Raw genomic sequence first — 26,591 nt, 5'->3', positions numbered from 1 at the left:
TCCATTACTCAAATAACAGATATGTACATCACAAACCTCCAACAGCTACCCCCCTCATTTGCCCAACCACCGCTGGCAAGATGAACTCCACTCGCGTTTACTGTCTCTGAGCATGGATTTCACCGACTTCCCCGTCGGCTCACCAAGGTCACCGAATGGACAACTACACCCCCCACCCCTGGCAGCCTCACGAGCGACCGACCTTGCCCGGCTCGCCGTCGACGCCGCTGCATCCCACCCACAAGCGCTGGCTGTTCGCGCTGGTCGGTGCGCTGGTGGCGATCACCGGGGGGCTGGGTAACGCGCTGGTCATCGCCAACCTGCAATACCTGCAAGGCGCGCTGGGGGCGACCACCGCAGAGATGGCCTGGCTGCCCGCCGCCTATGTGATGACCAACGTGTGCATGAACCTGTTGCTGGTGAAGTTTCGCCAGCAGTTCGGCCTGCGTGCGTTCACCGAGGTGTTTCTGGTGCTGTACGTGCTGGTGACCTTCGGCCATTTATTCGTGAACGACCTCAGCTCGGCCATCGCCGTGCGGGCGGCCCATGGCATGGTGGGGGCGGCGCTGAGTTCGTTGGGCTTGTACTACATGATCCAGGCCTTCCCGGCCAAGTGGCGCTTGCGCTCGCTGGTGCTCGGGCTGGGCACCGCGCAGCTGGCCTTGCCGTTGGCGCGGTTGTTCTCCGAAGACTTGCTGCAGATTGCCGAGTGGCGCGGCTTGTACCTGTTTGAGCTGGGGCTGGCGCTGATCTGCCTGGGTTGTGTGTTCCTGCTCAAATTGCCGCCCGGCGACCGCTTCAAGACCTTTGAAAAACTTGATTTTCTCACCTTCGCCATCCTCGCCACCGGCGTGGCTTTGCTCTGCGCGGTGCTGTCCCTGGGGCGTATCGACTGGTGGCTGGAGGCGCCGTGGATCGGTGTGGCGTCGGCCTGTTCCCTGGTGCTGATCATGGCGGGCCTTGCCATCGAGCATAACCGCGCCAACCCGCTGCTGATGACGCGCTGGCTCGGCAGCGGGGTGATGATTCGCCTGGCGCTGGCGGTGATCCTGATTCGCATGGTGCTGTCGGAGCAGTCCACCGGCGCGGTGGGTTTCATGCAGATGCTCAACATGAGCTACGAGCAGATGCACACGCTGTACGTGGTGATGCTGGCCGGGGCGCTAGCGGGGCTGGTGGTCAGTGCGTTGACGATCAACCCGGCGCACCTGCTGATGCCGCTGGTGATCTCCCTGGCGCTGATGGCAACCGGCTCCGTCATGGACAGTTTTTCCAGTAACCTCACCCGGCCGCAGAACCTGTATGTCAGCCAGTTCCTGCTGGGCTTCGGCGGCACGTTTTTCCTCGGACCGACCATGGTGCTCGGCACCAAAAACGTGTTGGCCAACCCGCGCAACCTGGTGAGCTTCTCGGTGATGTTCGGCATTTGCCAGAACCTCGGCGGGTTGATCGGCGCGGCATTGCTCGGCACCTTCCAGATCGTGCGCGAGAAGTATCATTCCAGCATGATCGTCGAACACCTGACCCTGCTCGACCCGCGCGTGGCGGCGCGGGTGCAGAGCGGCGGGGCGGCCTATGGCGGGGTGATCGCCGATCCGCAGCTGCGCAACCTGCAGGGCATTCGCAGCCTCGCCACGGCGGCGACCCGTGAGGCGAATGTGATGGCCTACAACGATGTCTTCATGCTGATCGCGATCATCGCGATCCTCACCATGAGCTGGATCTTCATTCGCAGCCTGTGGCTGATGAGCACCACCCAGGCAGCTCCTCCCGTTCAACCCAGCGGCGCACCTTCATGACCGAATCGACCACCACAACCACCAATGCCATCGCTGCCACGCCGGAAGGCAGCACGCCGCCGGGCGCCACGGCGACCGAGCCGCGCTCCTTGCGGGTGCGCATCATCTCTTCTCTGGGCTTTGCCGCGATTGCCATCGTCGGCGTGCTGATCGTGCTCTACGCCTGGCAGTTGCCACCGTTCAGCAGTGCGGTGGAAACCACCGAGAACGCCCTGGTGCGCGGCCAGGTGACGATCATCGGCCCGCAGCTCAGCGGCTATGTGTTCGAGGTGCCGGTGCAGGACTTCCAGTACGTCAAGGCCGGCGACCTGCTGGTGCGCCTGGACGACCGCATCTACCAGCAGCGCCTCGATCAGGCGCTGGCGCAACGGGCGGTGCAGAAGGCGGCGTTGGCCAACGTGGTGCAGCAGCGCAACAGCGCGCAAGCCACCATCAAGCTGCGCCAGGCCGCGCTGGTGGACAGCCAGGCCCAGGCGCGCAAAAGCAGCGCCGACCTGCGCCGCAATGAAGAGCTGATCAGCGACGGCTCGGTGTCCAGGCGCGAACTGGACGTGGCCCGCGCCGCCCAGGCGCAAACCGTTGCGGCGGTGGCCCAGGCCCAGGCCAACCTGGAGATCGCGCGGCAGGACCTGCAGACGGTGATCGTCAATCGCGGTTCGCTGGAAGCGGCGGTGGCGAGCGCCGATGCCGCAGTGGCGCTGGCGCGCATCGACCTGGCCAACACGCGCATCACCGCGCCCCGCGATGGCCAGTTGGGGCAGATCGGTGTGCGCCTGGGCGCCTATGTCAATTCCGGCGCGCAGTTGATGGCGCTGGTGCCCAATCAGCTGTGGGTGATCGCCAATATGAAAGAAACCCAGATGGCCGACGTGCAGGTCGGCCAGCCGGTGACCTTCACCGTGGATGCGCTGAACCACCGCAGGTTTCATGGCACGGTGCAGCATATTTCGCCGGCGACGGGCTCGGAGTTCAGCCTGTTGCAGGCGGACAACGCCACTGGCAACTTTGTGAAGATCGCCCAGCGGGTGCCGGTGAGGATCACCGTGGACCCGGGGCAGGCAGAGAGTGAGCGGCTGCGGCCGGGGTTGTCGGTGGTGGTCAGTATCGACACCGCCGGCCGCCTGAAAAACAGCCCGCCCTGATACACCGCTATCGCAGGCAAGCCAGCTCCCACATTTGATCGCGTTCACATTCCCCATTCCGGTCGGCTCTCAGGCCGCTGCGCTTTTGCTTTTGATCTTAGGCGCCCCGTCAAACACGCTCCAAAGCCTGCGTTCGGGCACACCGAGCCCAGGCGAGGTGCCGAGTGTTGGGGCAAGCCCCGCGTTGGGGCGCGAAGCGCCCCCAATCAAAGAAAACGCGGTGTACCTGACACTACGCAGAACATGGTTTTGGGGCTGCTGCGCAGCCCAACGCGGGGCAAGCCCGCTCGCCACAGAGGCCCGGTTTTCTGCGCGACAGCGCTAAGTCGAAGACTTGGCGGAGCCTCCCACAGATTTTTTGGTGTTACAGGGGCGTGTATTTCAAGGTGAAATCGAGGTGGGTTGACTGGTGTTGTTCCAGCAGCTTCAAGCCGGGTCGGCCGGGCAGGTGGTGGGCATTCACCGGATGGCTCACCGGCTCGATGCAAAAGAACTCAAGCCCCGCAGGGCAGTACAGCAGGAAGTAATCGGCCCCGGTGGCCTGGCATTCCAGCGCATAGCCCAGTTCCGGCTGTTCGATCCGGCAGTGCCCGTCCCACTGGCAAAAACCGTTATCCACCGGCTCCTCCGGCAGGCCCTTGAGTTGGCGAAAGTCCCACACTTCGGGTATCTGCGCCAACGCCGTGGGTAATTTGGACGCATCGCTCATCCACACCTGCGACGCCTTGGCCTGCAACCGCGTGCCCGGCCTGCGGGGCAGGTAGGGGTGCAATCCCAACCCGTGCCAGGCCGGCTGTGCAGCCAAATGGGTCACCCGCAGCGCAATACTCAGTTCACCGTCACTCAAGCGAAACCGCTGCTCGGCGCGATAGGCGAACGGCGTCTCACAGACCACCGCCAGCACCACATCATCCGCTGTCCGGCTCACCACCTGCCAGGCCTGTTGCCACGCCGAGCCATGAATCGGCAGGGGATCGGTGAGGCTGTTGGGCGTCAATGCCAACCAGCCCTCGGGGTTGGCAAAACCGCCCTCGGCCACCCGGTTCGACCAGGGCGCCAATGGATAGCACCCCAGCTTGCCCGGCAACCCGCTAGTGATCGCGTGCTCATCGCTGTGTCGCAACAGCGGCTGCCCGGTGGCGCGCACCGTCCAGTTGACGAGGCTGCCACCCACTGCCGGGGACAGGGTGAGGCGGGTCAGCCGATCTTCAAGTTCAATCATCACAGCACCACGCTTGGCAGCCACAGCGACAGCGCCGGGATGTAGGTCACCGCCATCAGTACCAGAAACAGCACCGCGTAGAACGGCAGCAGCGCCTTCACGGTTTTCTCAATGGTGGTCTTGCCCACCGCCGCGCCGACAAACAGCACCGCGCCCACCGGCGGGGTGATCAGGCCTATGCCGAGGTTCACCAGCATGATCATGCCGAAATGCACCGGGTCGACACCGATGCCGACGATCACCGGCAGCAGGATCGGCGTGAGGATGAGGATCAGCGGCGCCATGTCCATCACCGTGCCCAGCAACAGCAGCATGGCGTTGATGCACATCAGGATCACGTAGCGGTTGTCCGACAGGGTCAGGAACATCGTGGTGATCTTCGCCGGGATCTGCATCAGCGTCATGATGTAGCCGAAGCTGGCGGCGAAGGCGATCAGGATCATCACAATGGAAATGGTACGCACCGTGCGGTGCATCAGCTTGGGCAGCTCGCGCCATTTGTAGTCGCGGTAGATGAACATGGTCACGAAGAATGCCCACAGCACCGCAATCGCCGCCGACTCGGTGGCGGTGAAAATGCCCGAGAGGATGCCGCCGAGGATGATCACCATGGCCATCAGGCCCCAGAGCGCGTCGGCGGCGATTTTCAGTGCCTGCTTCAGGGGGATGACGTCGCCTTTGGGGTAGTTGCGTTTTTTCGCGAAGATCAGGCACAGCACCATCAGGCATGCGCTCATCAGCAGCCCTGGCACCACGCCGGCCATGAACAGCGAGGCAATCGATACGGTGCCGCCGGCCGCCAGGGAGTAGAGCACCGAGTTGTGGCTGGGCGGGGTCAGCAGGGCCTGCACCGAACCGCTGACGGTGACCGCCGTTGCAAACTCCCGGGGGTAGCCACGGCGTTCCATTTCCGGGATCAGCACCGAGCCCACCGAGGCCGTGTCGGCCACCGACGAGCCGGAAATGGCGCCGAAAAACGTCGAGGCCATGATGTTGACCAGCGACAGGCCGCCGCGCACAAAGCCCACCAGTACGCCGGCAAACGCCACCAACCGTCGTGACATGCCGCCCTCGGCCATGATCGCCCCGGCGAGTACGAAGAACGGAATCGCCATCAGCGAAAACTTGTTCACCCCACCGGCCACCTGAATCATCAGGGCCTGGAACGGAATGTCGATCCACCATGCGCCGATCAACGCCGACAAGCCCAGGGCGTAGGCCACCGGCATACCGATCAGGATCAGGGCGATAAAGCTGCCGAGCAGAATCAATGCGTCCATATCAGGCAGCTCCTTCGCTTTCTTCCACCAGGTCAAAGCGCACCACGCGCCGTTGGCTCTGGTCGCCCAGCACGAGTTTTTCCAGCACGAACACCAGCGTCAGCAGCCCGCCGATCGGGATCGGCATATAGGTAATGCCCACGCGCAGGGTGGGAATGGCGCTCATGAACTGGTTCCAGGTGGACAGGCACAGCTTGCTGCCCCAGATAGTCATGAACAGGCAGATGGTCGCCATCAACAGTTGCGAGAGGAGGCCGACGATGCGGCGTTGGGTGGGCGGAAGGCGGTCGGTGACCATGGCCACCGACATGTGCGCGCCGGCGCGGTAGCTGGCGGCGGCGCCGACGAAGGTGAATACCAGCATCAGCAGGATCGCGGTGGGCTCCGGCCAGCTGGAGCCGGTGCCGAGGATGTAGCGGGCGAAGATGCCCCACGGAATGATCAGCGCCACCCCCAGCACCGAGAGGCCGGCGACCCAGATGCAGGTCATGTAGAGGCGGTCATTGAAGCGCAGCAGTAGATTCTTCATGGCGTTCACCGTGACCGGGCGCGTCGGTGCCGACCGCGCCGGGCCTTGTCAGGAAGGAGGGCGTTATTGAACCGCGTCGATGCGCTTGATCAGGTCGGCGTAAGGCGCGCCGTACTTGGCGCGCACTGCTGCGGTGGCGTCATAGAAGGGCTTTTTGTCGACGCTGATGAACTCCACGCCCGCAGCCTTGAGCCTGGTTTCGCTGCTGGCGGATTTGGCGTCCCACAACACACGCTCATCGGCCTGCGCGGCCTTGGCGGCTTTTTTCACCATGTCTTGCTGGGCGGGGGTGAGTTTGTTCCAGGTGATCTTCGACATCACGATGGGCTCGGGCAGGATCAGGTGTTCGGTGAGGGTGTAGAACTTGGCGTTCTGGAAGTGGTTGTGTTCAAGCAGGGTCGGCGGGTTGTTTTCCGCGCCGTCGATCACTCCGGTCTGCAGGGCGCTGAAGATCTCGCCGGTGTCCATGGCGATGCCGTTGGCGCCCATGGCGTTGAAGGCGTCGATGAACAGCGGGTTGCCCTGCACGCGAATCTTCATGCCCTTGAGGTCTTCGATTTTGCGCACCGGCTTTTTGGTGTAGAGGTTGCGCGTGCCGCCGTCCATCCAGGCCAGTGCCACCAGGCCGAATTCGGAGTCGGTGATGGTGGCGAGGATCTCGTCGCCGATCTCGCCATCGATGACCTTGCGCATGTGCGCCTGGTCGCGGAACACGAACGGCAGGTTGAACACGTTCACCGCCGGCACCACCGGGCCGACGATGCCGAGGCTGACGCGGGTCATCTGCACGGCGCCGACCTGGGCCTGTTCGACCACTTCTTTCTCGGAGCCCAGTACGCCGCCGGGGAAGAACTTGAAGGTCAGTTCGCCGTTGCTCTCTTTGGTCAGCGCGGCGCCCATGTTCTTTTCGGCCACCACGGTGGGGTAGCCGTCGGGGTGGATATCGGCGAATTTGATTTCCAGCGCCTGAGCGGCGCTGCTGAGGGTGAACAGTGCGGCGACGAGCAACGTGCGTTTGAAGTCCATGGGGGTATCACTCCTGTCTTGTTATTTTTGTATTCAAGGCACAGCGATGCAGCTAGAGGATGAAGCGCGGTTCGGGCAGTCCCTTGACGCCGGGGTTGAGGGCGAACACGCCGCCGGACAGGGACTGGTCACTGTTGTCATCGCGAATCGAGGTGACGAACAACGTATCCAGACGGCTGCCGCCGAAGGCGCACATGGTGGGTTTTTTCACCGGTACGGTGAGTGACTGGTCGAGGCGACCGTCGGGGGTGAAACGGTGCACCAGGCCGGCGTCGTTGGCGCAGATCCAGTAGCAGCCGTCGGCATCCACTGCCGCGCCATCGGGGCGGCCGAGGAATTTATGCATGTCGACAAACACGCGGCGATTGCTCGGGGTGCCGCTGTCGGTGTCGTAGTCAAAGGCCCAGATCTGCTGCACCAGCGGGTGCGAGTCCGAGGCGTACATCGTGCGGCCATCGGGGCTGAAGGCAAGGCCGTTGAGGGTGATGAAGCCGTTCAACTGGGCATGCGGCGCGGCGCCGCCGGCATAGCGATAGAGCGTGCCTTCGGCCGCGTTCAAGCCCATGTTCAGCACCATGCTGCCGGCCCAGAAACGGCCCTGGCGGTCGCAGCGGCCGTCATTGAGGCGCATGTCGTCGCGCGGGTGCTCGACGCCGGCCAGTGGCGTGGTGTCGAGGCTGCCATCGTTGTAAGGCGTGAGCTGGAAAAAGCCCGACTCCATGCCCGCCACCCAATTGCCCGCGGTGGTGCGGGCAATGCAGGCGAGCATTTGCGGGGCTGTCCACGCGGCGATGTGGCCGCTGCCGGCGCTCCAGCGCTGCAGGCCGCCGTTGGGGATATCCACCCAGTACAGAGCGTTTTCCTCGGGCACCCACACCGGGCATTCGCCCACGGCATTGCGGGCGTCGACAATCAATTCAGCGGTCATGGCCACTCACTCCCTGGGTTGGAGGCAGACTCAGTCACCGAACGGCCCGGCCGCGCAGAACGCGCCGCCCTGATACACCGCCGCCGGGTCATCGGCAGGCACGGGCGGTTGTTTTTCCACTTGGGCGCGGAACACCTCGGAGCTGTCCCTGGGAACAAAGCCCAGGTGCGCGGCGTAGCGGTTGTCCCACCAGGTGTCGAGGTTGTTCGACATGCCGTACACCACGGTGTGGCCGACGTTTGGCGTGTAGAGCGCACGTTCGAGCAGTTGAGTCAGGTCGTCGAAGCTGAGCCAGGTGTGCATCATCCGGCGGTTCTGCGGTTCGGGGAATGAGGAGCCGATGCGGATGCTGACGGTCTCAATGCCGTAGCGATCGAAGTAGAAACTGGCCATGTCTTCGCCGTAGGACTTGGACAGGCCGTAGTAGCTGTCCGGGCGGCGCGGTGAGTGGGCGTCGAGTGGCTCGCCCTGTTTGTAGAAACCGATCACGTGGTTGGAGCTGGCGAAGATCACGCGCTTGACGCCATGGCGGCGTGCGGCTTCGTAGATATGGAAAATCCCGCTGATATTGGCGCCGAGTACTTCTTCGAACGGGCGCTCAACCGACACGCCGCCAAAATGCAGGATGGCGTCGACGCCTTCGACCAGGTGGTGCACGGCCTGTTTGTCGGCGAGATCGCACGGCTGCACTTCTTCGTGGGCGGCGGCGGGGGCCATGTCGGCGATGTCCGACAGGCGCAGCACCTGGGCGTAAGGGCGCATGCGCTCGCGCAGTACCTTGCCCAGCCCGCCGGCGGCGCCGGTGAGCAGCAGGCGGTTGAATGGAATGGCGGAGGAGGTGGTCATGGGCGTTCCATTTATTGTTGTAAGTTGTCGTATGACTTTGTCAAAGTATTGTTAGGGTTTCACCGGCTTGTCAACGTTCTTGCAGACAGAATGAAAGCACAGTGAGGATCAAAATGTGGGAGGGAGCAAGCGCCCTCCCACAGGGTTGCCGGCGAGTGGGGGTTGAGTGTTACAGCAGGGAAATCGGATAGCTCACAAACAGCCGGTTTTCATCGAACTCGTTGGTGCTGTAATCCCGACGCATGGTTGAGTTGCGCCAGCGCACATTCAGGTTCTTCAGCGCACCGCTTTGTACGGTGTAGGCCAGCTCGGACTCGCGTCCCCATTCCTTGCCATCGGTGATCGCCCCGGTGTGTACGTTGCTGCCGCTGATGTAGCGGTTCATCAAGGTCAGCCCCGGTACGCCCAGCACCACGAAGTTGAAGTCATGCCGCACCTGCCAGGATTTTTCCCTGGCGTTGTCGTAGCTGGAGTTGTAGCTGTCGTTGGCCAGGGTGCCGCCGCTGGTGCCGTTGACGCGCATCCACACGCTGTCGCCGGTGAGTTTCTGCAGGCCCACGTAGAAAGTGTGGCCCTGGTACCTGGCCGAGAACAGCGCGGAGACGGTTTTGTTGTCCAGGTCACCGGCCAGGGCGCTGCCGTCTTCCTTGCCGTTGAAGAAACCGAGATTGGCGCCCAGGGTCCAGTCGCCCACGGGCTGGCTGTGGGTGAGGTTGAGGTATTGCTGCTGGTAGATATCGCTGAGTTCGGCGTACCACAGGCCGACCTGGGTGCGCTTGTCGTTGAAGGTGTATTCGCCGCCGCCGAAGTTGAAGCGGTCGGAGGTGAACGCCGCTTTGCCGTTCATGAACATGTCTTCCATGCTCGCATCGTTGCGCGGGCTGTTGCCGCGAAACTGGCCGCCGTAGAGGGTCAGCCCGGCAATCTCGTTGGAGGTGACCTGACCGCCGCGAAAGGTTTGCGGCAGGGAGCGGCCATCGTCGGAGCGCAGAATCGGCAGCACCGGCATCCATTCGCCGACCTTCAGTTCAGTCTTCGACAGCCGGGTTTTCAGGGCCACGCCCAGGCGCCCGAAGTTATCCGCCGGGCGGCCGTCGCTGTGCACCGGCAGCAGTTGCGTGCCGGCGGTGCCTTTGCCGCCGTCGAGCTTCTGCGAGTACAGCCCCAGCACATCCAGCCCGAAACCTACGGTGCCCTGGGTGAAGCCGGACCTGGCGTCAAGAATGAAGTTCTGCGTCCACTCTTCAGCCTTGGCCTGGGGGTTGGCCGGGTTGGTGAAATTGCGGTTGAAGTAAGCGTTGCGCAGGTTGAGCGAGGCCTTGGCATCGTCGAGAAACCCATCCGCCTGGGCGGCGAGGGGCAGGGTAAACGCAAGGCTGGCGAGGCTGATGAGACCGAGGTGCGAGGAGGAATTGCGGGCGAATTGACTCACAGTGAAGCTCCCATTTTCTTTTGTTGTTTTTATTATTTGTTATACGTTGTCGTACAACATTGGGGCGGATATTTGCGGGGTTTGGTGGGGGTGTCAAGCGGAAGTTATACGATGACTGAATAAACTACCCAGGTGAGCACCTTCAAGGTCGGACGGCGTGTCAAGTCAGCCCGTCATGGTCATTGGCGGAAGGGTGCCCAATAGAGAAACCGCTGCCACTGCTGAAACACCGAGGAACCATTCCAGCGTCACACTGGCTTTCAACGTGCTCACGCGCTGCTCACAGTGCTCCAGACGCAAACGGTTCAGCAGCGCCAACCCCAGCATGCCGAGTACCAGCAGCACCTTGATCAACAAAATCAGCGCGAACCCGCTGAACAACGGTGTCGGCCACAGTTGCCCGGTCAGTACGCGCACGTTGATCAAACCTGTCACCAGCAGTCCGGCCACCAGACCATAACCGACGCCGCTGAAGCGCCGCAGGATCGGCTCCAGTGCCGGCGTTGGCGAGCGCAGTATCAGCACCAGCAACATTAAACCCCCGAGCCAGGCGCCGACGCACACCAGGTGCACCACCTGATTGAGGATCAGCAACTGCCCGCTGAGGCCGTCAAGCATTGCGCCGTGGCCCACGGGTGCGAGGGTCGCCAGTAACAACGCGAGCAACGGCAGGCGCAGCACTGGCCAGGGTTTGATCAGCGCGATCACCAGCAGCAGGTTCAGCAACAGATGCCACACCCACACCTGGCCAAAGAAGGTCTTGCCCAGTACCCGTCGCACTGTCGCCGGTTGCAGGGCCGCGTCCCAGTTACCGGCCATGCTCGCGGTGATCAACAGCAACCACACCACGCCCGAAACGAGCCCCAGCCAGGCCAGGCCACGGGTGATGCGCAGCAGTTGCCGGTCCAGCGCCGGTTGCGCGTGCGTGCCCAGCAGCCAGGGCCTGAACGCGCAGGCCCCGAACATCAGCAACACGACGATGAAATGCACGAAACGGCACAGCACCAGCAGCGTCGCCATGGATTATTGGCCGACCTTGAAGCTGTATTCACCGTTGCTCTTGTGGGTGTCGACGGAGACGGCGTTCCACACCACCTTGTAGTGACCGGCCGCCAGTGGCGCAGCGGGTGTCACGATTAACACCTTCTTGTCTTTATCCAGTGTCTCCAGGCCTTTGATCGCGATTTCGGTGCCGTCCTTGCTCAGTGAGACTTTGCTGAACGTGGCTTCAACGCCTTCGGTAAACGTCAGGCGCAGATCCTTGGGCGCAGCGACGCTGCTGTCCGCCGCAGGCTCCGAGCTTTTCAAGTGTGCGTGGGCGAAAGCTGACGCAGCGCCCAGCAGAGAAGCCAGCAGCGCGACGGTGGTGAGAGCTTTTTTGATCAACATTGCGCAATACCAATCAATGAGTAGGGCGGGCAGTGTACGAAGTTTCGGATAAGGCTGTGAGTGGGAGTTAGTGTTTAAGCCAGGAATGCAGTTAAAAAAGGCGGAAGGGGGCTCGCGGCGCTACAGCCATATCGCGTCCCACAGCGGGTAGTCGCCAATTCTGCGCACCAGCCCGGCCCGCAGGGGATTGGCCACCACATACCGCGCCATTTTCAGCAGGTCATCCTGCTTGCGCAGCGCCCGGTCATGGAAACTCTCCTGCCAAAGCCGGCCCTCGCGCCCGCTCGCGCCGTTAACCGTGCGGGTGCTTTGGGATTTTACCTGGCACATCAGGTCCGCCAGCGAGCCTTTTTGCAGCTCGATAATCCAGTGAAAGTGGTCGGGCATGATCACCCAGGCGAGGGAGTTCGCCCGGCCTTGGAACTGAGCGATCCGCATCTGCCGGACAACCAGCCGGCCCAACTGGAAATCGCTGAAAATGGCGATGCGTTCGTGGGTATTGGTGGTGATGAGGTAGATGCGGTTCGGCTCGCTGAATCGGCCGATGCGCAGGCGGTGTGACGCGGGTAGATCAGGCATTCCCTGGCCTCTCTGCATGGGTGTTCAAGAGAGGCTAGGTGCTGTGGCTGAGCTTGATCGGCAAGCTTTTGGCAGGATGTGTCTGGAAGGGCGCCATCGGGAGCAAGCCCCCTCCCACAGGGGCCAGCGGTGTTCATACATAGTGTGTCTGGCGCAGAGCCGGTGGGTCAGCGACACATTGCATCAACAGACCCGCTGCCATCAGAAGCAAGCCCCACATGAATCCAGCGGTGTTCATACCTAGTGCGTCTGGCGCAAAGCCTGTGGGAGGGGGCTTGCTCCCGATAGCGGTGGGTCAGTCACACTTGTATTGGCTGACCTACTGCAATCGGGAGCAAGCCCCCTCCCACATGTGGCGTTGCGTAGGGCCTTAAAACGTGCCGGGTTCCCAACCACCTCCGAGCGCCGCCAGCAGCCCCACACTTGCCTGTAACTGCCGCGTCTGCACCGCCTGCAACGCCCGTTGGGCCTGCAATGCCGCAGTCTGCGCGGTCACCACATCCAGGTAGCTCACCGCGCCCGCCTGATAGCTGTTGATGGCCAGCGCCTGGGTGTGCTGCGCCGCATCCGCCGCGGCCTGTTCATCCTCGGCCTGGCGCTGCAAGTCGCGCAGTTGCGCCAGGTTGTCTTCCACCTCGCGCACAGCCTTCAGCACCTGGCTGCGGTACTGCGCCGAAGCTTCTTCGAACTCGGCTTTGGCCTGGCGCTCATTGGCGCTCAAGCGCCCGCCGTCGAAGATCGGCAGGTTCACCAGCGGTCCCAGCGCCCAGTAACGATTGCTGGCAGACAGCAGGTTGCCAACGCCCTGGGTCTGTCCGCCGATCAAGCCGGTCAGGCTGAAATCCGGGTACCACGCCGCTCTGGCCACGCCGATCGTTGCGTTGGCCGCAAACACGCGACGCTCCGCTGCCGCAATGTCGGGGCGACGTTGCAGCAGGTGGCTGGGCAGTTGCGCAGGAATCTGCGGCAGGGCGAGCAGATGCGGGCTGGGCGCCAAGGAAAAATCACTCGCCGCCACGCCCACCAGCTCACCGATGGCATGTTCGGCAAGGTTGCGTTGGCCGCGCACTTCATCCAGCTGCGCCCTGGCCTCTGCCAGCTGACTTTGCGCGCGCGTCAGGTCCAGCTCTGAAGCGATCTGGCCTTCATAGCGACTGCGCGTCAGTTGCAGCGCCTGGCTGAAGTCATCCAGCGAACGCTGCAGAATCCGGCTTTGCGCGTCCAGTCCGTCGAGCTGCACATACAGGGTCGCCAGCCGCTGCTGCAGGCTCAAGCGTGCCATCGCCAGCTCATCCCCGGACGCTTGCGCCTGGGCATCACCCGCCGCCACCTGGTTGCGGATTTTGCCCCACAGGTCCAGGTCGTAGCTCAGGGAAAATCCGGCCGTATCGCTGTTGTACAACGACGGCTGCGTACCCCCGCGCAGCGGCCGCGAATCCGACTGCCGCTGGCGCAGCGGCTGTGCGCTGGCGCTGATCTGCGGGAACAGTCCGGCATGCAACTGGCTGGCATACGCCTGGGCCGCGTCGAAATGCGCGAGCGCCGCCGCCAGGTCCGGGTTGGCCTGGAGCAGTCGCTGCTGCAGGTCATCGAGACGCGCATCGTTGTAGAGCGTCCACCATTGCGGCGTCACTCGGTCGGACGGCTGTGCGCTGTGCCACGGCCCCTCGCGGTAATCCGCCGGCAGGTCCACCCTCGGCACCTTGTAGGTCGGTGCCATCGAGCAACCCTGCAACGCCAGCAGCAGCAACATCACGACCGATTCACGCCGCATGCGCACCTCCCGCGACAGCGGCCAGTTGCACCGGATCGCCTTCGCGCAAGGCATCTGGCGGGTTGTCGACCACACGGTCGGCGGGGTTGAGCCCTTGATCGATCACCAGCCGTGCGCCCAGGTCGAGGCCGATATGAATGCCTTGCAAGTGCACACGGTTCTGCGCATCCAGCAGCGCCACCTGAGTGCCTTGGGCGCGGAAGATCAACGCGCTGGCGGGGATGCTCACGCCGTGGGTATCGGCCGGAAGCGGCAGGGTGGCTTCGGCGTAATCGCCGGGCAGCAACGTGTCGCCAGGGTTATCGACGACGAACTGCGCGAGCAGCGTGCCGGAGCGGCGGTCGATGGCGGTGGAATCGCCGATCAGGCGCGCGTTGAAGTGTTCGCCGGGATGCTCGGGCACCGTCAGTTCGGCTTGCAGGCCGGGATGGATAACCGCCGCGTAGTTCTGCGGCACCGGCACATACAGACGCAATTGGTGCGTATCGGCGAGGTTGAACAAGGCCAGTTTGCTGTCGGTATCGGCCTTGATCAACTGGCCGATATCGGTGTTGCGTGCGGTGATGATGCCGGCGAACGGCGCGCGCAGGGTCTTGTAGCGCTCTAGTGCACACAGTCGCGCATAGTCGGCCGCGGCGGCTTCGGCGTTGGCCTTGGCCGCAGCCGCAGACGAGGTTTTCTCGTCGGCTTCCTGGCGTGACACCGAATGGCTCGCCAGCAGGTGTTGCCAGCGCGTCGCGGTGGTGCCCGCCAGGCGTGCATTGGCTTGCTGCTGGACCAGGCGCGCATGGGTTTGCGCCAATTGCTGGTCCAGGTCCGGGCTGTCGATGTCGGCGAGCACTTGCCCGGCCTTGACCCGGCTGCCGATATCGACTTTCCAGTCCTTGAGATAGCCGCTGACCCGCGCATGGATCGGCGCCTTGCTCCAGGCCTCCAGGTGCGCGGGCAAGCGCAGGGTGTCGCCGGCGGCGCTGCGTTCGGGTTGCACCACGCTTACCTGCGCGATGGCGGCGGTTTCGGTCCAGGCGCTGACCGACCGTGCGTGCAGCGCGCGCGCATGCAAACCGTTGGCGACCAGCAGGGCGGCCAGGGTCAGGCCGCCGACGCCCAGGAGCATCAAACGCTTGCGCGAGGGGGTGTGATCAGACGACATGAGGGGTTTCTCCGGCAGTGGCGCGAGTAGGGTGGCGCCCGTGGACCAGGCTGAAAACCACGGGAACGAATAACAGGGTGGCGACGGTGGCGAAGATCAGGCCGCCAATGACGGCACGGCCCAGGGGCGCGTTTTGCTCCTGGGAAAGCGCCAGGGGCAACATGCCGATGATCATCGCCAGGGCGGTCATGCACACCGGACGAAAGCGTGTGTAGCCGGCCTCCAGTGCGGCCTTCAGCGCATCGCCATGGGCGGCCAGGCGCTCACGGCAGAAGCTCACCACCAGGATCGAGTTGGCAGTGGCCACGCCCATGCACAGGATCGCGCCGGTGAGTGCCGGCACCGACAGCGATGTGCCGCTGAGGAACAGCATCCACACGATGCCGGCCAGCGCGGCCGGCAAGGCGGTGATGATCACGAACGGGTCGGCCCAGGACTGGAAGTTGACCACGATCAGCAAGTAGATCAGCAGCACTGCGCCGAGCAGGCCGACGCTCAAGCCGGTGAAGGCTTCGTGCAGTGCGTCGATCTGCCCGTGCAGGCTGATCGTCGCGCCTTTGGGGCGCAGGTGCGCGGTGTCATTCAGTACGGTTTGTACGTCACGGGCGACGCCGCCGAGGTCACGGCCCTGCACGTTGGCGTAAAGGTCCAGGGTCGGCTGGATGTTGTAGTGGGTCACCACGGCCGGGCTGTGGGTGCGGGAAATGCTGGCAACGCCGCCGAGGATCTGCGACTGGCCGTCGGCGCCGGTCACCGGCAGCGCTTCGAGCGCCGGCAAGCTGTCGAGGCGGTATTGCGGCGTCGCCGCCACAATCGAATACGACACGCCATTGGCTGGGTTGAGCCAGAACGTCGGCGCCACCTGGGAGCTGCCGGCCAGCGATGCGACCATGCTGTTGGTCACGTCCCTTTCCGTGATGCCCAGGCCATTGGCGCGCAGGCGGTCGACATTCACCTGCAACGACGGGTAGCCGGTGGACTGCTGCAGGCGCAGGTCGGTGATGCCCGGCACATGCTGCAAGCGACGCTCAAGTGCCACGGCATAGGCGCGGTTTTCGGCATCGCTGCGCCCGGAGATTTTAATGTCCAGGGGCGCCGGCGTGCCGAAGTTGAGGATCTGGCTGCTGATGTCCGCAGGCAGGAACGCGAACTGGCTGCCGGGGAAGCTTTGCGGCAAGGCTTCGCGCAGTTGTTTGACGTAGTCGGCGGTGGGCGCGTGATCCTTTTTCAGGCTGACCTGAATATCGCCGTCCTGCGGACCGATGGTGCCGCTGCTGCTGTAGGCCATGTCGATGCCGCTGAGCGGTATGCCGATATTGTCAACGATAGTGTCCAGCTCCGTGGCCGGGATCACTTGGCGGATGCGCGCTTCAATGCGGTCGAACGCGGCCGCGCTTTCTTCGATGCGTGTGCCCAGCGGCAGGCGCACGTGAAGCGCCAGGGCACCGGCATCGGTGGCGGGGAAGAAGTCCTGGCCCAGGCTCGGCAGCAGCAGGAACGAGGCCAGCACGCAGGCGAGAAAGCCTGCGATAAAGTGCTTGCGTCGGCCCAGGGCGAGCCTCAGCAGGCCATGGTAGGTATCGCGCAGGTTCGAGAAGTGGCGCTCAAAGCCCTGCTGGACATTCACCACCAATTGCAGCACACGATGGCGCGGCTGCGGGTGATGCTCGCCCTCATGGTGATTGATAAAGGCGTCTTCCGGATGCTGGCCTGGGCCCGGCTCCGGTGCGTGTGGCTTGAGCAAATACATCGCCAGGGTCGGCACCAGGGTGCGCGAGAGGATGAACGAGCTGGCCATGGCGAACATCACCGCCAGCGCCATCGGCCGGAACAGATAGCCGGCGATGCCTTGCAGCAGAAACATCGGCACAAACACGATGCAGATGCACAGCAGCGAAACGAAGGCCGGGCCGACGATCTGCGCGGCGCCGTCGAGGATCGCGGTCTTCACCGCCTTGCCCTGTTCCAGGTGCCAGTTGATGTTTTCGATGGTCACCGTGGCGTCGTCCACCAGAATCCCTACCGCCAGCGCCAACCCGCCGAGGGTCATCACGTTGAGCGTTTGCCCGCTGACGGCGAGCAGCGCGATGGCCGACAGCACGGCCAGCGGAATCGACGCGGCGATGATCACCGTGGAGCGCCAACTGCCGAGGAACAGCAGGATCATCGCGCTGGTCAGCAGCGCAGCGATGATGCCTTCCCGGGCCACGCTGCCCACCGATTGTTTGACGAACACCGAGGCGTCGCCCAGCAGCGAAGTCTTCAGCGACGGCGGCAGGGTTTCGTTGATGCGCGGCAGCATCTGGCGGATGCCGTCGATGATCGACAGGGTTGAGATGCTGCCGTTTTTCAGCGCCGGCATCAGCACCGCGCGGTGGCCGTCGACGCGCACGATGTTGGTCTGCGGCGGCGAGCCGTCGCGCACATGGGCCACCTGGCCGATGGTGATCAGCGCGCCGTCGACGGTCTTGATCGGCAGGTCGTTGAGTTCGTCGATGGCCTTGGGGCTGTTGTTGAGCAGGATCGTGTATTCGTTGGGGCCAAGCTTGGCGGTGCCCACCGGGATGATCTGGTTCTGCAGCGCCAGGGCCGTGCTCACGTCCTGCGCCGACAGGCCTTTGGCGGCCAGGGCCTGTGGGTCCAGGTCGAGGGTGATCTGGCGCTGCCTGCCGCCCATGGGGGTGGGCATGGCCAGGCCGGGCAGGGCGCTCAGGGGCAGGCGGATATTGTTCTGCACCAGGTCGCGAATCTTCGCTTCCGAGAGACTGGGGCTGGAAAACGCCATTTGCAGGATCGGCACCGTGGACGCGCTGTAATTAAGGATCAGCGGCGGCGTGATGCCCGGTGGCATCTGCTTGAGCACGGTTTGCGAAACGGCGGTGACCTGGGCGTTGGCGGTGCGGATATCCACGCCGGGCTGGAAGAAAATCTTGACGATGCCCATGCCGGGCAGCGATTGCGATTCGATATGTTCGATGTCGTTGACGGTGGTGCTCAAGGCGCGTTCGTAGGTGTAGATCACCCGACCGGCCATGGCGTCCGGCGACAGGCCGTTGTATTGCCACACCACCGCAACCACGGGGATGCCGATATCCGGGAACACATCGGTGGGGGTACGCAGGGCCGCCATCGGCCCGATGATGCAAATGATGATGGCCAACACGATGAAGGTGTACGGCTTGTGCAGTGCGGTCTTTACCAGCCCGAGCATGCGTGACTCTCCAAAAAGGCGGGATTGCAAACCCCGGCAGTCTTGGGCGACCCACCTAACACGCACCTTTCAGCCAGATGAAGGAAGATTTAGTCAGCGGCTTAAGATTGCTTCATCTCTATTCATTTGTTCTGCGAACGACCGCTCTTCAAGCTTGTTGCCCATCGCAACTGTCTTTTTCGGAGCTTTGTCATGTCATTGAAAACGCTGTACTTGATTCCTGTTGTCGCCGTATTGCTGTCGGCCTGCGCGGGCCCTGTCCCCAAGGCGGATCCGGGCGATGCGTGGATCGGCCTGAAGGAAGAGACGCCGAATGACCTGATGGCCGAGCGGGTGGACGGCAAGCGCGTGGACGACGGGCGCTTTTTCGAAGTGACACCGGGGGACCATCGGCTCGACGTGACGTTATTCGAGGAGCCGGCGGGCGACGACAATCAGCAGGACTGCCAGGGCCGGGTCGAGTACAGGCATTTCAAGGCGGGTGAGCACTACACGCTGGTGGAGTCCAGCCTGGGCACCGCCGTGCGCGCAGCCCTGATGGATGGGCACGGCAAGGAGGTAGCGGCGACTCAGGACTTCAGTTGCATGCCTGGCTAGGCGTGGCGCACCGCGCCTTTTGCGGTTTTACGGGGGTGGCGTGGGGGTGATGGTGCCGACGGGCAATGCGCAATACCCCCCACAACATGGCGGCGGCTACCGCCAGCCAACCGCAGATCAACATCGCAATGGTTGTTACAAGGCTCATTCCGGCCTCCTCTCGCCCGCACGGGGCACACTCGGTCTTCTTGGTTGACAGTGTAGCGACGTGGCGGTTGCCTGTTATTGACCAATGGTCATGGCGTCCAACTCGTTTGCTATAACCACGGCCGTGGTGAGCGCGTGATTGGGCTATGATTTGAGCCCTCATCGGCGGTTGAACAAGAGAGTAGAAAATTGCGCTTACCCTCGAACCTGAAACCCACCTTGTTGCTGGCCTGTGCATTGGGGCTGGCGGCGTGTTCGTCGCACCCCTCGAAGCTCGCGGGCCTGCCGGAACGCGTCGAACTCAACGGCGTGCCGACCTTTCGCAGCGAGGCCTATCAAAGCGGTCCCACGGCATTAGCCAGCATGCTGTCGCAACAAGGCATTGTCATGACACCGGGGCTGTTGGATAAACCGTTGCACTTGCCCGGCGCCGAGGCGGACCTTGCGCGCAACATGCAGGTGCTGGCGCGTGAATACGGGCTGATGGTGTACCCGCTGGATGCCAGGCTGACGGCGGTGCTGGCGCAGGTGGCGGCGGGTTACCCGGTGATGGCGCGCCTGGGTGGCGGGCTGTGGTCGGACGCGCGGTACGTGGTGGTGGTCGGCTTCAACCAGCAGAAGAGCACGGTGTTGCTGCGTTCGGGCATGAACCGGCGCCTGTTGATGGACTTCAGCGATTTCGAATCGAAATGGAACAGCGCCGGGAGTTGGGCAATCCTGACCCAGCGCCCGAGTCAGTTGCCGGCGAATGTCGATGCGCAGCGCTGGCGCGACGCCGCCAATGCCACCGCCCAGGCCGGGCAGGAGCAGGCAGCGGCCCAGGCGCTCAAAGTGTTGGCCGAACACAAATAGACGGTTGGCATGCAAATAACGGTGGGGGGAGCCAGCCCCGTCCCACCGTTGGAGCTGCTTCACATTGGCGCCTGCTGCGTTATTCAGCGCTGCACGTGCGCCGCATTCGGGCGACTTTTCAGATTCTTGTCAGCCTTGTAGCGCAGTGCCACATCCGGCACCGAACCGCTCTTGCCGGTCTCGACCCAGTTGCGAATACGGCTGGCATCGGCAAAGTGGGTGAATTTGCCGAACGCATCCAGGATCACCAGTGACACCGGGCGGTTGCCCATGCTGGTCACCAGTACCAGGCAGTGGCCGGCCTGATTGGTGAAGCCGGTCTTGGTCAGCTTGATGTCCCAATTGGCGCGGTTGATCAGGTGGTCGGTGTTGGAGAAGCCCAGGGTGTAGTTGGGCTTGCGGAACGACACGGTCTTTTCCTTGGTGGTGCTCAACTGGCTGAGCAGCGGGTAATGCCGTGCGGCGGCCAACAGCTTGCTCAGGTCGCGGGCGGTCGACACGTTGTGGATCGACAGGCCGGTGGGCTCCACATAATGGGTGCTGGTCATGCCCAGCGCCTTGGCCTTGGCATTCATCGCCGCGATAAAGGCCGCGTAACCCCCAGGATAGTGGTGCGCCAGGCTCGCGGCGGCGCGGTTTTCCGAGGACATCAGGGCGATCAGCAGCATTTCCTTGCGCGGCATCTGGCTGCCGATCTTCACGCGGGAGAACACGCCTTTCATCTCCGGCGTGTCGGTGATGTTGATATCGATGTACTCGTCCATGTTCTGCTTGGCTTCCAGCACGATCAGGCCGGTCATCAGCTTGCTCACCGAGGCGATGGGTACCACCACATCGGGGTTGCTGGAATAGATGACTTTGTTGGTTTGCAAGTCCACCAGCATGGCGCTGCCGGAAGCGATCTGCAGTTTGGAGGTGTCACGCGGGGCCTGGGTGGTTTCGGCGGCGTGGGCGAATGTGCCGGTCAAAGCGAAAAAAAGACTGACGAGAGAAAGACGAATTTTCACGCGGGTGAACTCGCTAAAAAGTAATGAAAGACCGCTGGGGAAACGGCTGGTAAGAAAAATGACGTTACATTCTAGGAGTATGGATGGATAACTGTCGAATGTTCTTCCAGAACCAGACGAAAGTGCTTAAAAAATAACAAAAAACAGTTTTTCAGCAGGCAATAAAAAGCCCCGCGATAACGCAGGGCTTTTTCAGTCCGCAAGGTTATTAGCCGTGCAGGGTCTCTGCGGCGTACAGCGTGTTCTCGAGCAGGCAGGCGCGGGTCATCGGCCCTACGCCACCCGGCACCGGCGTGATCCAGCCGGCGCGGGGCAGGGCGGTGTCATACACCACGTCGCCCACCAGCTTGCCGTCGTCCTGACGGTTGATGCCCACGTCTATAACGATGGCGCCTGGCTTGATCCACTCACCTTTCACCAGGCCCGGCTTGCCGGCGGCGACCACGACCAGGTCGGCACGACCGACATGGCCGGCCAGATCCTTGGTGAACCGGTGGGTAACGGTCACGGTGCAGCCGGCCAGCAACAGCTCCATCGCCATCGGGCGACCAACGATATTCGAGGCGCCAACCACTACCGCGTCGAGACCGTAGAGGTCGACCCCGGTGCTTTCGAGCAGCGTCATGATGCCTTTCGGGGTGCACGGGCGCAGCAGCGGGATACGCTGGGCCAGACGACCGACGTTATAAGGATGGAAGCCGTCGACGTCCTTGTCCGGGCGGATGCGTTCGAGCAGTTTGGACGCGTCCAGGTGTTCGGGCAGTGGCAGTTGCAGCAGGATGCCGTCGATGCGCGGGTCGTCGTTGAGGCCGTCAATCAGGTCGGTAAGCGCCTGTTGAGTGGTGTCGCTGGGCAAGTCGTAGGCCTTGGAAATAAAGCCGACCTCTTCACAGTCTTTACGCTTGTGCGAGACATAAACCTGAGAGGCAGGATCGCTGCCCACCAGGATCACCGCGAGGCCCGGCGTGCGCAGGCCTTGCTCGCGACGCTCGGTGACGCGTTTGGCGATCTGCTGGCGCAGGCTGGCGGCGATTGATTTGCCGTCGATAAGTTGTGCAGTCATTACGCGTGATTAACCATCGAGAGGGGGAAGAAAAGTGCGCGCATTCTCGCACGCCGAGGCGTGAGGGCAAAGGCGCTTGGTCCGCAAATTGCCCTAAGCCCTTAAATAAAATCAGTTTTTTTCAAAAAAGATTTGACGGGTTTCCGGGCCCTCTATACTATTCGTCGCACTTGTCGGGCACAGCCTAGCACTGGTTAAGAAGGTCGAGCAGAATCGTTGTTCTGCAAGGCTGGAAAGCACTTAGTTTGTAATCCTCCAAGAGTACAGATTAATAAGGCGCCCGTAGCTCAGCTGGATAGAGCATCCGCCTTCTAAGCGGATGGTCGCAGGTTCGAGTCCTGCCGGGTGCGCCATTAGGCAGCTTTGGCACAAGTAGCGCTAGATGGTGGGCGTAGCTCAGTTGGTAGAGCACGGGATTGTGACTCCCGTTGTCGAGGGTTCGATCCCCTTCGTCCACCCCATATTTTGAAAGGCGCCAGATTAACCATCTGGCGCCTTTGCTTTAAGAGCTGCAAGCGCGGATGTGGTGGAATTGGTAGACACACTGGATTTAGGTTCCAGCGCCGCGAGGCGTAAGAGTTCGAGTCTCTTCATCCGCACCAATCAAGCGTCATCGAGCCACTGGGCTTGATGAGGCCAGACGAAGAAGTTGTTTGAGTGCTTCGTCGATGCTAGATGGTGGGCGTAGCTCAGTTGGTAGAGCACGGGATTGTGACTCCCGTTGTCGAGGGTTCGATCCCCTTCGTCCACCCCATATTCGAAAGGCGCCAGATTTAACAGTCTGGCGCCTTTTTTGGTTTTGGCGGTTCGAGAATTCGGCGGCTGCAGGTATTGGGTCGCAAGGGCAGGGCGCTTCATCGTTTTTGTGTCTCGATGATGCCGCGCTGCCTGCCGTCCCTGTCAGCAGGGAGGGTCGTCAGGGAGATGAATGGCCTCTTTGCTATATAGAAGAGGCGGCGCAGAGCTCTGGCGCGATTGGCTGTATTTGTCACCGGGGCGAAGTCCGTCAGTGCCTTCGTACCGATAAAACGGCGGCTGTTTTCGCGCGCATTTTCAGCAGGGTGACTTCTTGAGTTTGACCCACTAGAATGCATGCCCTTGATTGGGGTCGGAAATGGCCGGCTAATGTCTGTGCAACGAGGAATATCCATGCAAGTTTCTGTTGAAAATACTACTGCTCTCGAGCGCCGCATGAGCATCACCGTGCCGGCTGAGCGTATCGAGACTGCGGTCAACAAGCGTCTGCAGCAGACCGCCCAAAAAGCCAAGATCGCTGGTTTCCGTCCAGGCAAAGTGCCAATGAGCGAAATCAAGCGCCGTTTTGGTGCTGATGCGCGTCAGGAAGCGGTAGGTGACGTGATCCAGGCTTCCTTCTACGAAGCTGTGGTTGAACAAAAGCTGAATCCGGCTGGCTCGCCTTCCATTGAGCCCAAGTCCCTGGAAGCGGGCAAGGACCTGGAATACGTTGCCGTATTTGAAGTGTTCCCGGAGTTCGAAGTTGCCGGTTTCGACGGTATCGAAATCGAGCGCCTGAGTGCCGAAGTGGCTGATGCCGACCTGGACAACATGCTCGACATCCTGCGCAAGCAGAACACCCGTTTTGAAGTGGCCGAACGTGCCGCCCAGAACGAAGACCAGTTGAACATCGATTTCGTGGGCAAGGTTGACGGCGAAGCATTCGCTGGCGGCTCCGCCAAGGGTACTCAGCTGGTGCTGGGCTCCAACCGCATGATCCCGGGTTTTGAAGACGGTCTGGTTGGCGCCAAGGCCGGCGAAGAGCGCGTGCTGAACCTGGAATTCCCGGCTGACTACCAGAACCTGGATTTGGCCGGCAAAGCCGCCGAGTTCACCGTCACGGTCAACACCGTGTCCGAGCCAAAGCTGCCTGAGCTGAACGAAGAGTTCTTCGCTCAATTCGGTATCAAGGAATCCGGCATCGAAGGCTTCCGCACCGAAGTTCGCAAGAACATGGAGCGCGAGCTGCGTCAGGCTATCAAGTCCAAGGTCAAGAATCAGGTCATGGACGGTCTGCTGGCCGCCAACCCGATCGAAGTGCCAAAGTCTCTGCTGTCCAACGAAGTGGACCGTCTGCGCGTACAGGCTGTTCAACAGTTTGGCGGCAACGTCAAGCCTGACCAACTGCCGGCCGAGCTGTTCGAAGAGCAAGCCAAGCGTCGCGTTGTACTGGGTCTGGTCGTGGCTGAAGTGGTCAAGCAATTCGACCTCAAGCCTGATGAAGACCGCGTGCGTGAGATGATCCAGGAAATGGCTTCGGCCTACCAGGAGCCTGAGCAGGTTGTGTCGTGGTACTACAAGAACGACCAGCAACTGAACGAAGTACGTTCGGTTGTGCTGGAAGAACAAGTTGTGGATACTGTTCTGCAGAAGGCTAAGGTGACCGACAAGACGGTCTCTTACGAAGAAGCAGTCAAGCCGGCGGAAGCAGCACAAGCCGACTGATTGTCCAACTCGTTGGAAATTCAACCATAAGCCAGCCTCGCGCTGGCTTATGCGTTTTCAAGACATGACTATTTGGGAGTAACTGCAGAGCATGTTCCGTAATTCCTATATTCAGCAGAACTCTGATGTCCAGGCCGCAGGCGGCCTGGTCCCGATGGTTGTCGAGCAGTCCGCTCGTGGCGAACGCGCCTACGACATCTACTCGCGCCTGCTCAAGGAGCGAGTAATCTTTCTGGTGGGTCCGGTAGAGGACTACATGGCCAACCTGATCTGTGCGCAGCTGCTGTTCCTTGAAGCGGAAAACCCGGACAAGGACATCCATCTGTACATCAACTCCCCAGGCGGTTCGGTGACGGCGGGCATGTCGATCTACGACACCATGCAGTTCATCAAGCCGAACGTGTCGACGACCTGTATCGGCCAGGCCTGCAGCATGGGCGCCTTCCTGCTGACCGCGGGTGCCGAGGGCAAGCGTTTCTGCCTGCCGAACTCGCGTGTGATGATTCACCAGCCACTGGGTGGTTTCCAGGGCCAGGCGTCGGACATCGAAATCCACGCCAAGGAGATTCTCTTTATCCGCGAGCGCCTCAATACGCTGATGGCCAAGCACAGCGGTCACACCCTGGAAGAAATCGAGCGCGACACCAATCGCGACAACTTCATGAGCGCCGAAGCCGCACGTGCGTACGGGTTGATCGACGCCGTGATCGAAAAGCGCCCAGCCTAATATAAGCAGCGCAAAACAAGGCTGATCGGTTTGTCCGATCATCGGCGGGCTTGAAAAAGCCCGCATAAGCCTTCATCTTGTGTTGCAAGCCTATCGGATTTGGATCGAACGAATGACTGACACCCGCAACGGCGAGGACAACGGCAAGCTGCTCTATTGCTCCTTCTGTGGCAAAAGCCAGCATGAAGTACGCAAATTGATTGCCGGTCCCTCGGTCTTTATCTGCGACGAGTGCGTCGACCTGTGCAATGACATCATCCGCGAGGAGGTGCAGGAAGCCCAGGCCGAAAGCAGCGCGCATAAATTGCCATCGCCTAAAGAAATCAGCGGCATCCTTGACCAGTATGTCATCGGTCAAGAGCGTGCAAAGAAGGTTCTGGCCGTAGCGGTGTACAACCACTACAAGCGTCTGAACCAGCGTGACAAGAAAGGCGACGAAGTCGAACTCGGCAAGAGCAACATCCTGCTGATCGGTCCTACAGGCTCGGGTAAGACCCTGCTTGCAGAGACCCTGGCCCGCCTGCTGAACGTTCCGTTTACCATTGCCGACGCCACCACCCTCACTGAGGCTGGCTACGTGGGTGAGGACGTCGAGAACATCATTCAGAAGCTGCTGCAGAAGTGCGACTACGATGTGGAAAAGGCCCAGATGGGTATTGTCTACATCGACGAAATCGACAAGATTTCGCGCAAGTCCGACAACCCGTCGATCACCCGGGACGTTTCCGGTGAAGGCGTGCAGCAGGCCCTGTTGAAGCTGATCGAAGGCACGGTTGCTTCCGTACCGCCACAAGGCGGCCGCAAGCACCCGCAGCAGGAATTCCTTCAGGTGGATACGCGCAACATTCTGTTCATCTGTGGCGGTGCATTTTCGGGGCTGGAGAAAGTTATCCAGCAGCGTTCCACCCGTGGCGGCATCGGTTTCAGTGCAGAAGTACGCAGCAAGGAAGAAGGCAAGAAGGTGGGCGAGTCCCTGCGTGAAGTCGAGCCTGACGATCTGGTCAAGTTCGGTCTCATTCCGGAATTCGTTGGTCGTCTGCCGGTCCTGGCCACGCTGGACGAGCTGGACGAGGCTGCTTTGATTCAGATCCTCACCGAGCCGAAAAACGCCCTGACCAAGCAGTACGCCAAGCTGTTCGAGATGGAAGGTGTAGACCTGGAGTTCCGTACCGACGCGCTCAAATCGGTGGCCAAGCGGGCACTTGAGCGCAAGACCGGCGCTCGTGGTCTGCGCTCGATTCTCGAAGGCGTGTTGCTCGACACCATGTACGAGATCCCTTCGCAGTCCGAAGTGAGTAAAGTGGTGATCGACGAAAGCGTTATAGAAGGCAAGTCCAAGCCACTGTATATCTATGAAAACAGTGAGCCGACTGCCAAGGCTGCGCCAGACGCGTAAGCGTTTGCAGCCGCGATGCAAACAAGGGGCCT

At 61.9% G+C, this 26,591-nt stretch carries 23 protein-coding genes and 4 tRNA genes; 11 read left to right on the top strand and 16 right to left on the bottom strand.

The features are described 5' to 3' along the window. The first annotated feature begins 155 nt into the window (after positions 1 to 155). Positions 156 to 1,799, top strand: a complete 1,644-nt coding sequence (locus RHM60_RS06795; RefSeq protein WP_057007614.1) for an MFS transporter — start codon at positions 156 to 158, stop codon at positions 1,797 to 1,799. Then, positions 1,796 to 2,941: an HlyD family secretion protein gene (locus RHM60_RS06790; protein ID WP_209983041.1), complete on the top strand. Its 1,146-nt coding sequence runs from the start codon at positions 1,796 to 1,798 to the stop codon at positions 2,939 to 2,941. Before RHM60_RS06795 ends, RHM60_RS06790 begins: the two co-directional genes overlap by 4 nt. 364 nt (positions 2,942 to 3,305) lie before the next feature. Here RHM60_RS06790 and RHM60_RS06785 read toward each other — a convergent pair whose 3' ends face one another. From RHM60_RS06785 to RHM60_RS06725, 13 genes are all read right to left on the bottom strand, one after another. After that, a complete protein-coding gene (locus RHM60_RS06785) occupies positions 3,306 to 4,163 on the bottom strand; it encodes an aldose 1-epimerase (RefSeq protein WP_322214028.1) in 858 nt (285 codons plus the stop codon). Next, positions 4,163 to 5,443: a TRAP transporter large permease gene (locus tag RHM60_RS06780; protein WP_209983037.1), complete on the bottom strand. Its 1,281-nt coding sequence runs from the start codon at positions 5,441 to 5,443 to the stop codon at positions 4,163 to 4,165. Before RHM60_RS06780 ends, RHM60_RS06785 begins: the two co-directional genes overlap by 1 nt. A 1-nt stretch (position 5,444) precedes the next feature. Continuing rightward, positions 5,445 to 5,972 (bottom strand): TRAP transporter small permease, encoded by a 528-nt coding sequence (locus tag RHM60_RS06775; protein WP_209983035.1) that lies wholly within the window; start codon positions 5,970 to 5,972, stop codon positions 5,445 to 5,447. Between the two features lie 63 nt (positions 5,973 to 6,035). Beyond that, positions 6,036 to 6,998, bottom strand: coding sequence for a TRAP transporter substrate-binding protein (locus RHM60_RS06770; RefSeq protein WP_209983033.1), 963 nt, complete (start codon positions 6,996 to 6,998; stop codon positions 6,036 to 6,038). A gap of 52 nt (positions 6,999 to 7,050) precedes the next feature. After that, positions 7,051 to 7,926, bottom strand: a complete 876-nt coding sequence (locus RHM60_RS06765; RefSeq protein WP_322214027.1) for an SMP-30/gluconolactonase/LRE family protein — start codon at positions 7,924 to 7,926, stop codon at positions 7,051 to 7,053. A gap of 30 nt (positions 7,927 to 7,956) precedes the next feature. Next, entirely contained in the window at positions 7,957 to 8,772 is an 816-nt protein-coding gene (locus RHM60_RS06760) for an NAD(P)-dependent oxidoreductase (RefSeq protein ID WP_322214024.1), read from the bottom strand. A gap of 169 nt (positions 8,773 to 8,941) precedes the next feature. Next, positions 8,942 to 10,204 (bottom strand): OprD family porin, encoded by a 1,263-nt coding sequence (locus RHM60_RS06755; protein ID WP_209983027.1) that lies wholly within the window; start codon positions 10,202 to 10,204, stop codon positions 8,942 to 8,944. 165 nt (positions 10,205 to 10,369) lie between these two features. Beyond that, positions 10,370 to 11,224 carry a copper homeostasis membrane protein CopD gene (copD, locus tag RHM60_RS06750; RefSeq protein ID WP_322214023.1) on the bottom strand — a complete coding sequence of 285 codons (855 nt, stop codon included), beginning with the start codon at positions 11,222 to 11,224 and terminating at the stop codon, positions 10,370 to 10,372. Positions 11,225 to 11,227: 3 nt separating this feature from the next. Then, positions 11,228 to 11,593 (bottom strand): copper homeostasis periplasmic binding protein CopC, encoded by a 366-nt coding sequence (copC, locus tag RHM60_RS06745; RefSeq protein WP_322214021.1) that lies wholly within the window; start codon positions 11,591 to 11,593, stop codon positions 11,228 to 11,230. A 120-nt stretch (positions 11,594 to 11,713) separates the two neighbouring features. After that, a complete protein-coding gene (locus RHM60_RS06740; protein WP_322214020.1) occupies positions 11,714 to 12,172 on the bottom strand; it encodes an REP-associated tyrosine transposase in 459 nt (152 codons plus the stop codon). A gap of 370 nt (positions 12,173 to 12,542) precedes the next feature. Then, positions 12,543 to 13,946, bottom strand: coding sequence for an efflux transporter outer membrane subunit (locus tag RHM60_RS06735; protein WP_416195167.1), 1,404 nt, complete (start codon positions 13,944 to 13,946; stop codon positions 12,543 to 12,545). Further along, complete coding sequence (locus RHM60_RS06730) at positions 13,936 to 15,099, bottom strand: efflux RND transporter periplasmic adaptor subunit (RefSeq protein ID WP_322214019.1); 1,164 nt, start codon at positions 15,097 to 15,099, stop codon at positions 13,936 to 13,938. The genes RHM60_RS06735 and RHM60_RS06730 overlap by 11 nt, the downstream gene beginning before the upstream one ends. After that, the gene (locus RHM60_RS06725; protein ID WP_322214017.1) at positions 15,089 to 18,310 is read right to left on the bottom strand and encodes an efflux RND transporter permease subunit; all 3,222 of its coding nucleotides are present in this window, start codon (positions 18,308 to 18,310) and stop codon (positions 15,089 to 15,091) included. Before RHM60_RS06725 ends, RHM60_RS06730 begins: the two co-directional genes overlap by 11 nt. A gap of 192 nt (positions 18,311 to 18,502) precedes the next feature. On the opposite strand from RHM60_RS06725, the gene RHM60_RS06720 reads away from it, so the two are divergent. Beyond that, entirely contained in the window at positions 18,503 to 18,907 is a 405-nt protein-coding gene (locus RHM60_RS06720; RefSeq protein ID WP_209983015.1) for a hypothetical protein, read from the top strand. Here RHM60_RS06720 and RHM60_RS06715 read toward each other — a convergent pair. After that, a complete protein-coding gene (locus RHM60_RS06715) occupies positions 18,888 to 19,055 on the bottom strand; it encodes a hypothetical protein (protein WP_163001008.1) in 168 nt (55 codons plus the stop codon). The two genes, RHM60_RS06720 and RHM60_RS06715, sit on opposite strands and share 20 nt — an antisense overlap. Positions 19,056 to 19,243: 188 nt before the next feature. Here RHM60_RS06715 and RHM60_RS06710 point away from each other — a divergent pair, with 188 nt between their 5' ends. Beyond that, on the top strand, positions 19,244 to 19,906 hold the full coding sequence (locus RHM60_RS06710; RefSeq protein WP_209983013.1) for a peptidase C39 family protein: 663 nt from the start codon (positions 19,244 to 19,246) through the stop codon (positions 19,904 to 19,906). Between the two features lie 83 nt (positions 19,907 to 19,989). Here the strand turns inward: RHM60_RS06710 and pbpG are convergent, their stop codons facing one another. Continuing rightward, positions 19,990 to 20,913 carry a D-alanyl-D-alanine endopeptidase gene (gene pbpG / locus RHM60_RS06705; RefSeq protein WP_209983012.1) on the bottom strand — a complete coding sequence of 308 codons (924 nt, stop codon included), beginning with the start codon at positions 20,911 to 20,913 and terminating at the stop codon, positions 19,990 to 19,992. A gap of 208 nt (positions 20,914 to 21,121) precedes the next feature. Continuing rightward, positions 21,122 to 21,976: a bifunctional methylenetetrahydrofolate dehydrogenase/methenyltetrahydrofolate cyclohydrolase FolD gene (gene folD / locus RHM60_RS06700; RefSeq protein WP_209983010.1), complete on the bottom strand. Its 855-nt coding sequence runs from the start codon at positions 21,974 to 21,976 to the stop codon at positions 21,122 to 21,124. Between the two features lie 276 nt (positions 21,977 to 22,252). On the opposite strand from folD, the gene RHM60_RS06695 reads away from it, so the two are divergent. From RHM60_RS06695 to clpX, 7 genes are all read left to right on the top strand, one after another. Beyond that, positions 22,253 to 22,329, top strand: a tRNA-Arg gene (locus RHM60_RS06695). A gap of 32 nt (positions 22,330 to 22,361) precedes the next feature. Beyond that, positions 22,362 to 22,437: transfer RNA gene (locus RHM60_RS06690), tRNA-His, on the top strand. Between the two features lie 56 nt (positions 22,438 to 22,493). Next, positions 22,494 to 22,578, top strand: a tRNA-Leu gene (locus RHM60_RS06685). A 76-nt stretch (positions 22,579 to 22,654) separates the two neighbouring features. After that, a tRNA-His gene (locus tag RHM60_RS06680) sits at positions 22,655 to 22,730 on the top strand. 395 nt (positions 22,731 to 23,125) lie between these two features. Further along, the gene (gene tig, locus RHM60_RS06675) at positions 23,126 to 24,436 is read left to right on the top strand and encodes a trigger factor (protein WP_322214015.1); all 1,311 of its coding nucleotides are present in this window, start codon (positions 23,126 to 23,128) and stop codon (positions 24,434 to 24,436) included. Positions 24,437 to 24,527: 91 nt separating this feature from the next. After that, positions 24,528 to 25,163, top strand: a complete 636-nt coding sequence (gene clpP / locus RHM60_RS06670; protein ID WP_322214014.1) for an ATP-dependent Clp endopeptidase proteolytic subunit ClpP — start codon at positions 24,528 to 24,530, stop codon at positions 25,161 to 25,163. 112 nt (positions 25,164 to 25,275) lie between these two features. Next, on the top strand, positions 25,276 to 26,559 hold the full coding sequence (clpX, locus tag RHM60_RS06665; protein WP_003238279.1) for an ATP-dependent Clp protease ATP-binding subunit ClpX: 1,284 nt from the start codon (positions 25,276 to 25,278) through the stop codon (positions 26,557 to 26,559). The last annotated feature ends 32 nt before the right edge of the window (positions 26,560 to 26,591 follow it).

The organism is Pseudomonas sp. MH9.3, from assembly GCF_034354675.1.
In the GTDB taxonomy this organism is placed as follows: domain Bacteria; phylum Pseudomonadota; class Gammaproteobacteria; order Pseudomonadales; family Pseudomonadaceae; genus Aquipseudomonas.
This window is presented reverse-complemented; position numbering and strand designations above follow the sequence as displayed.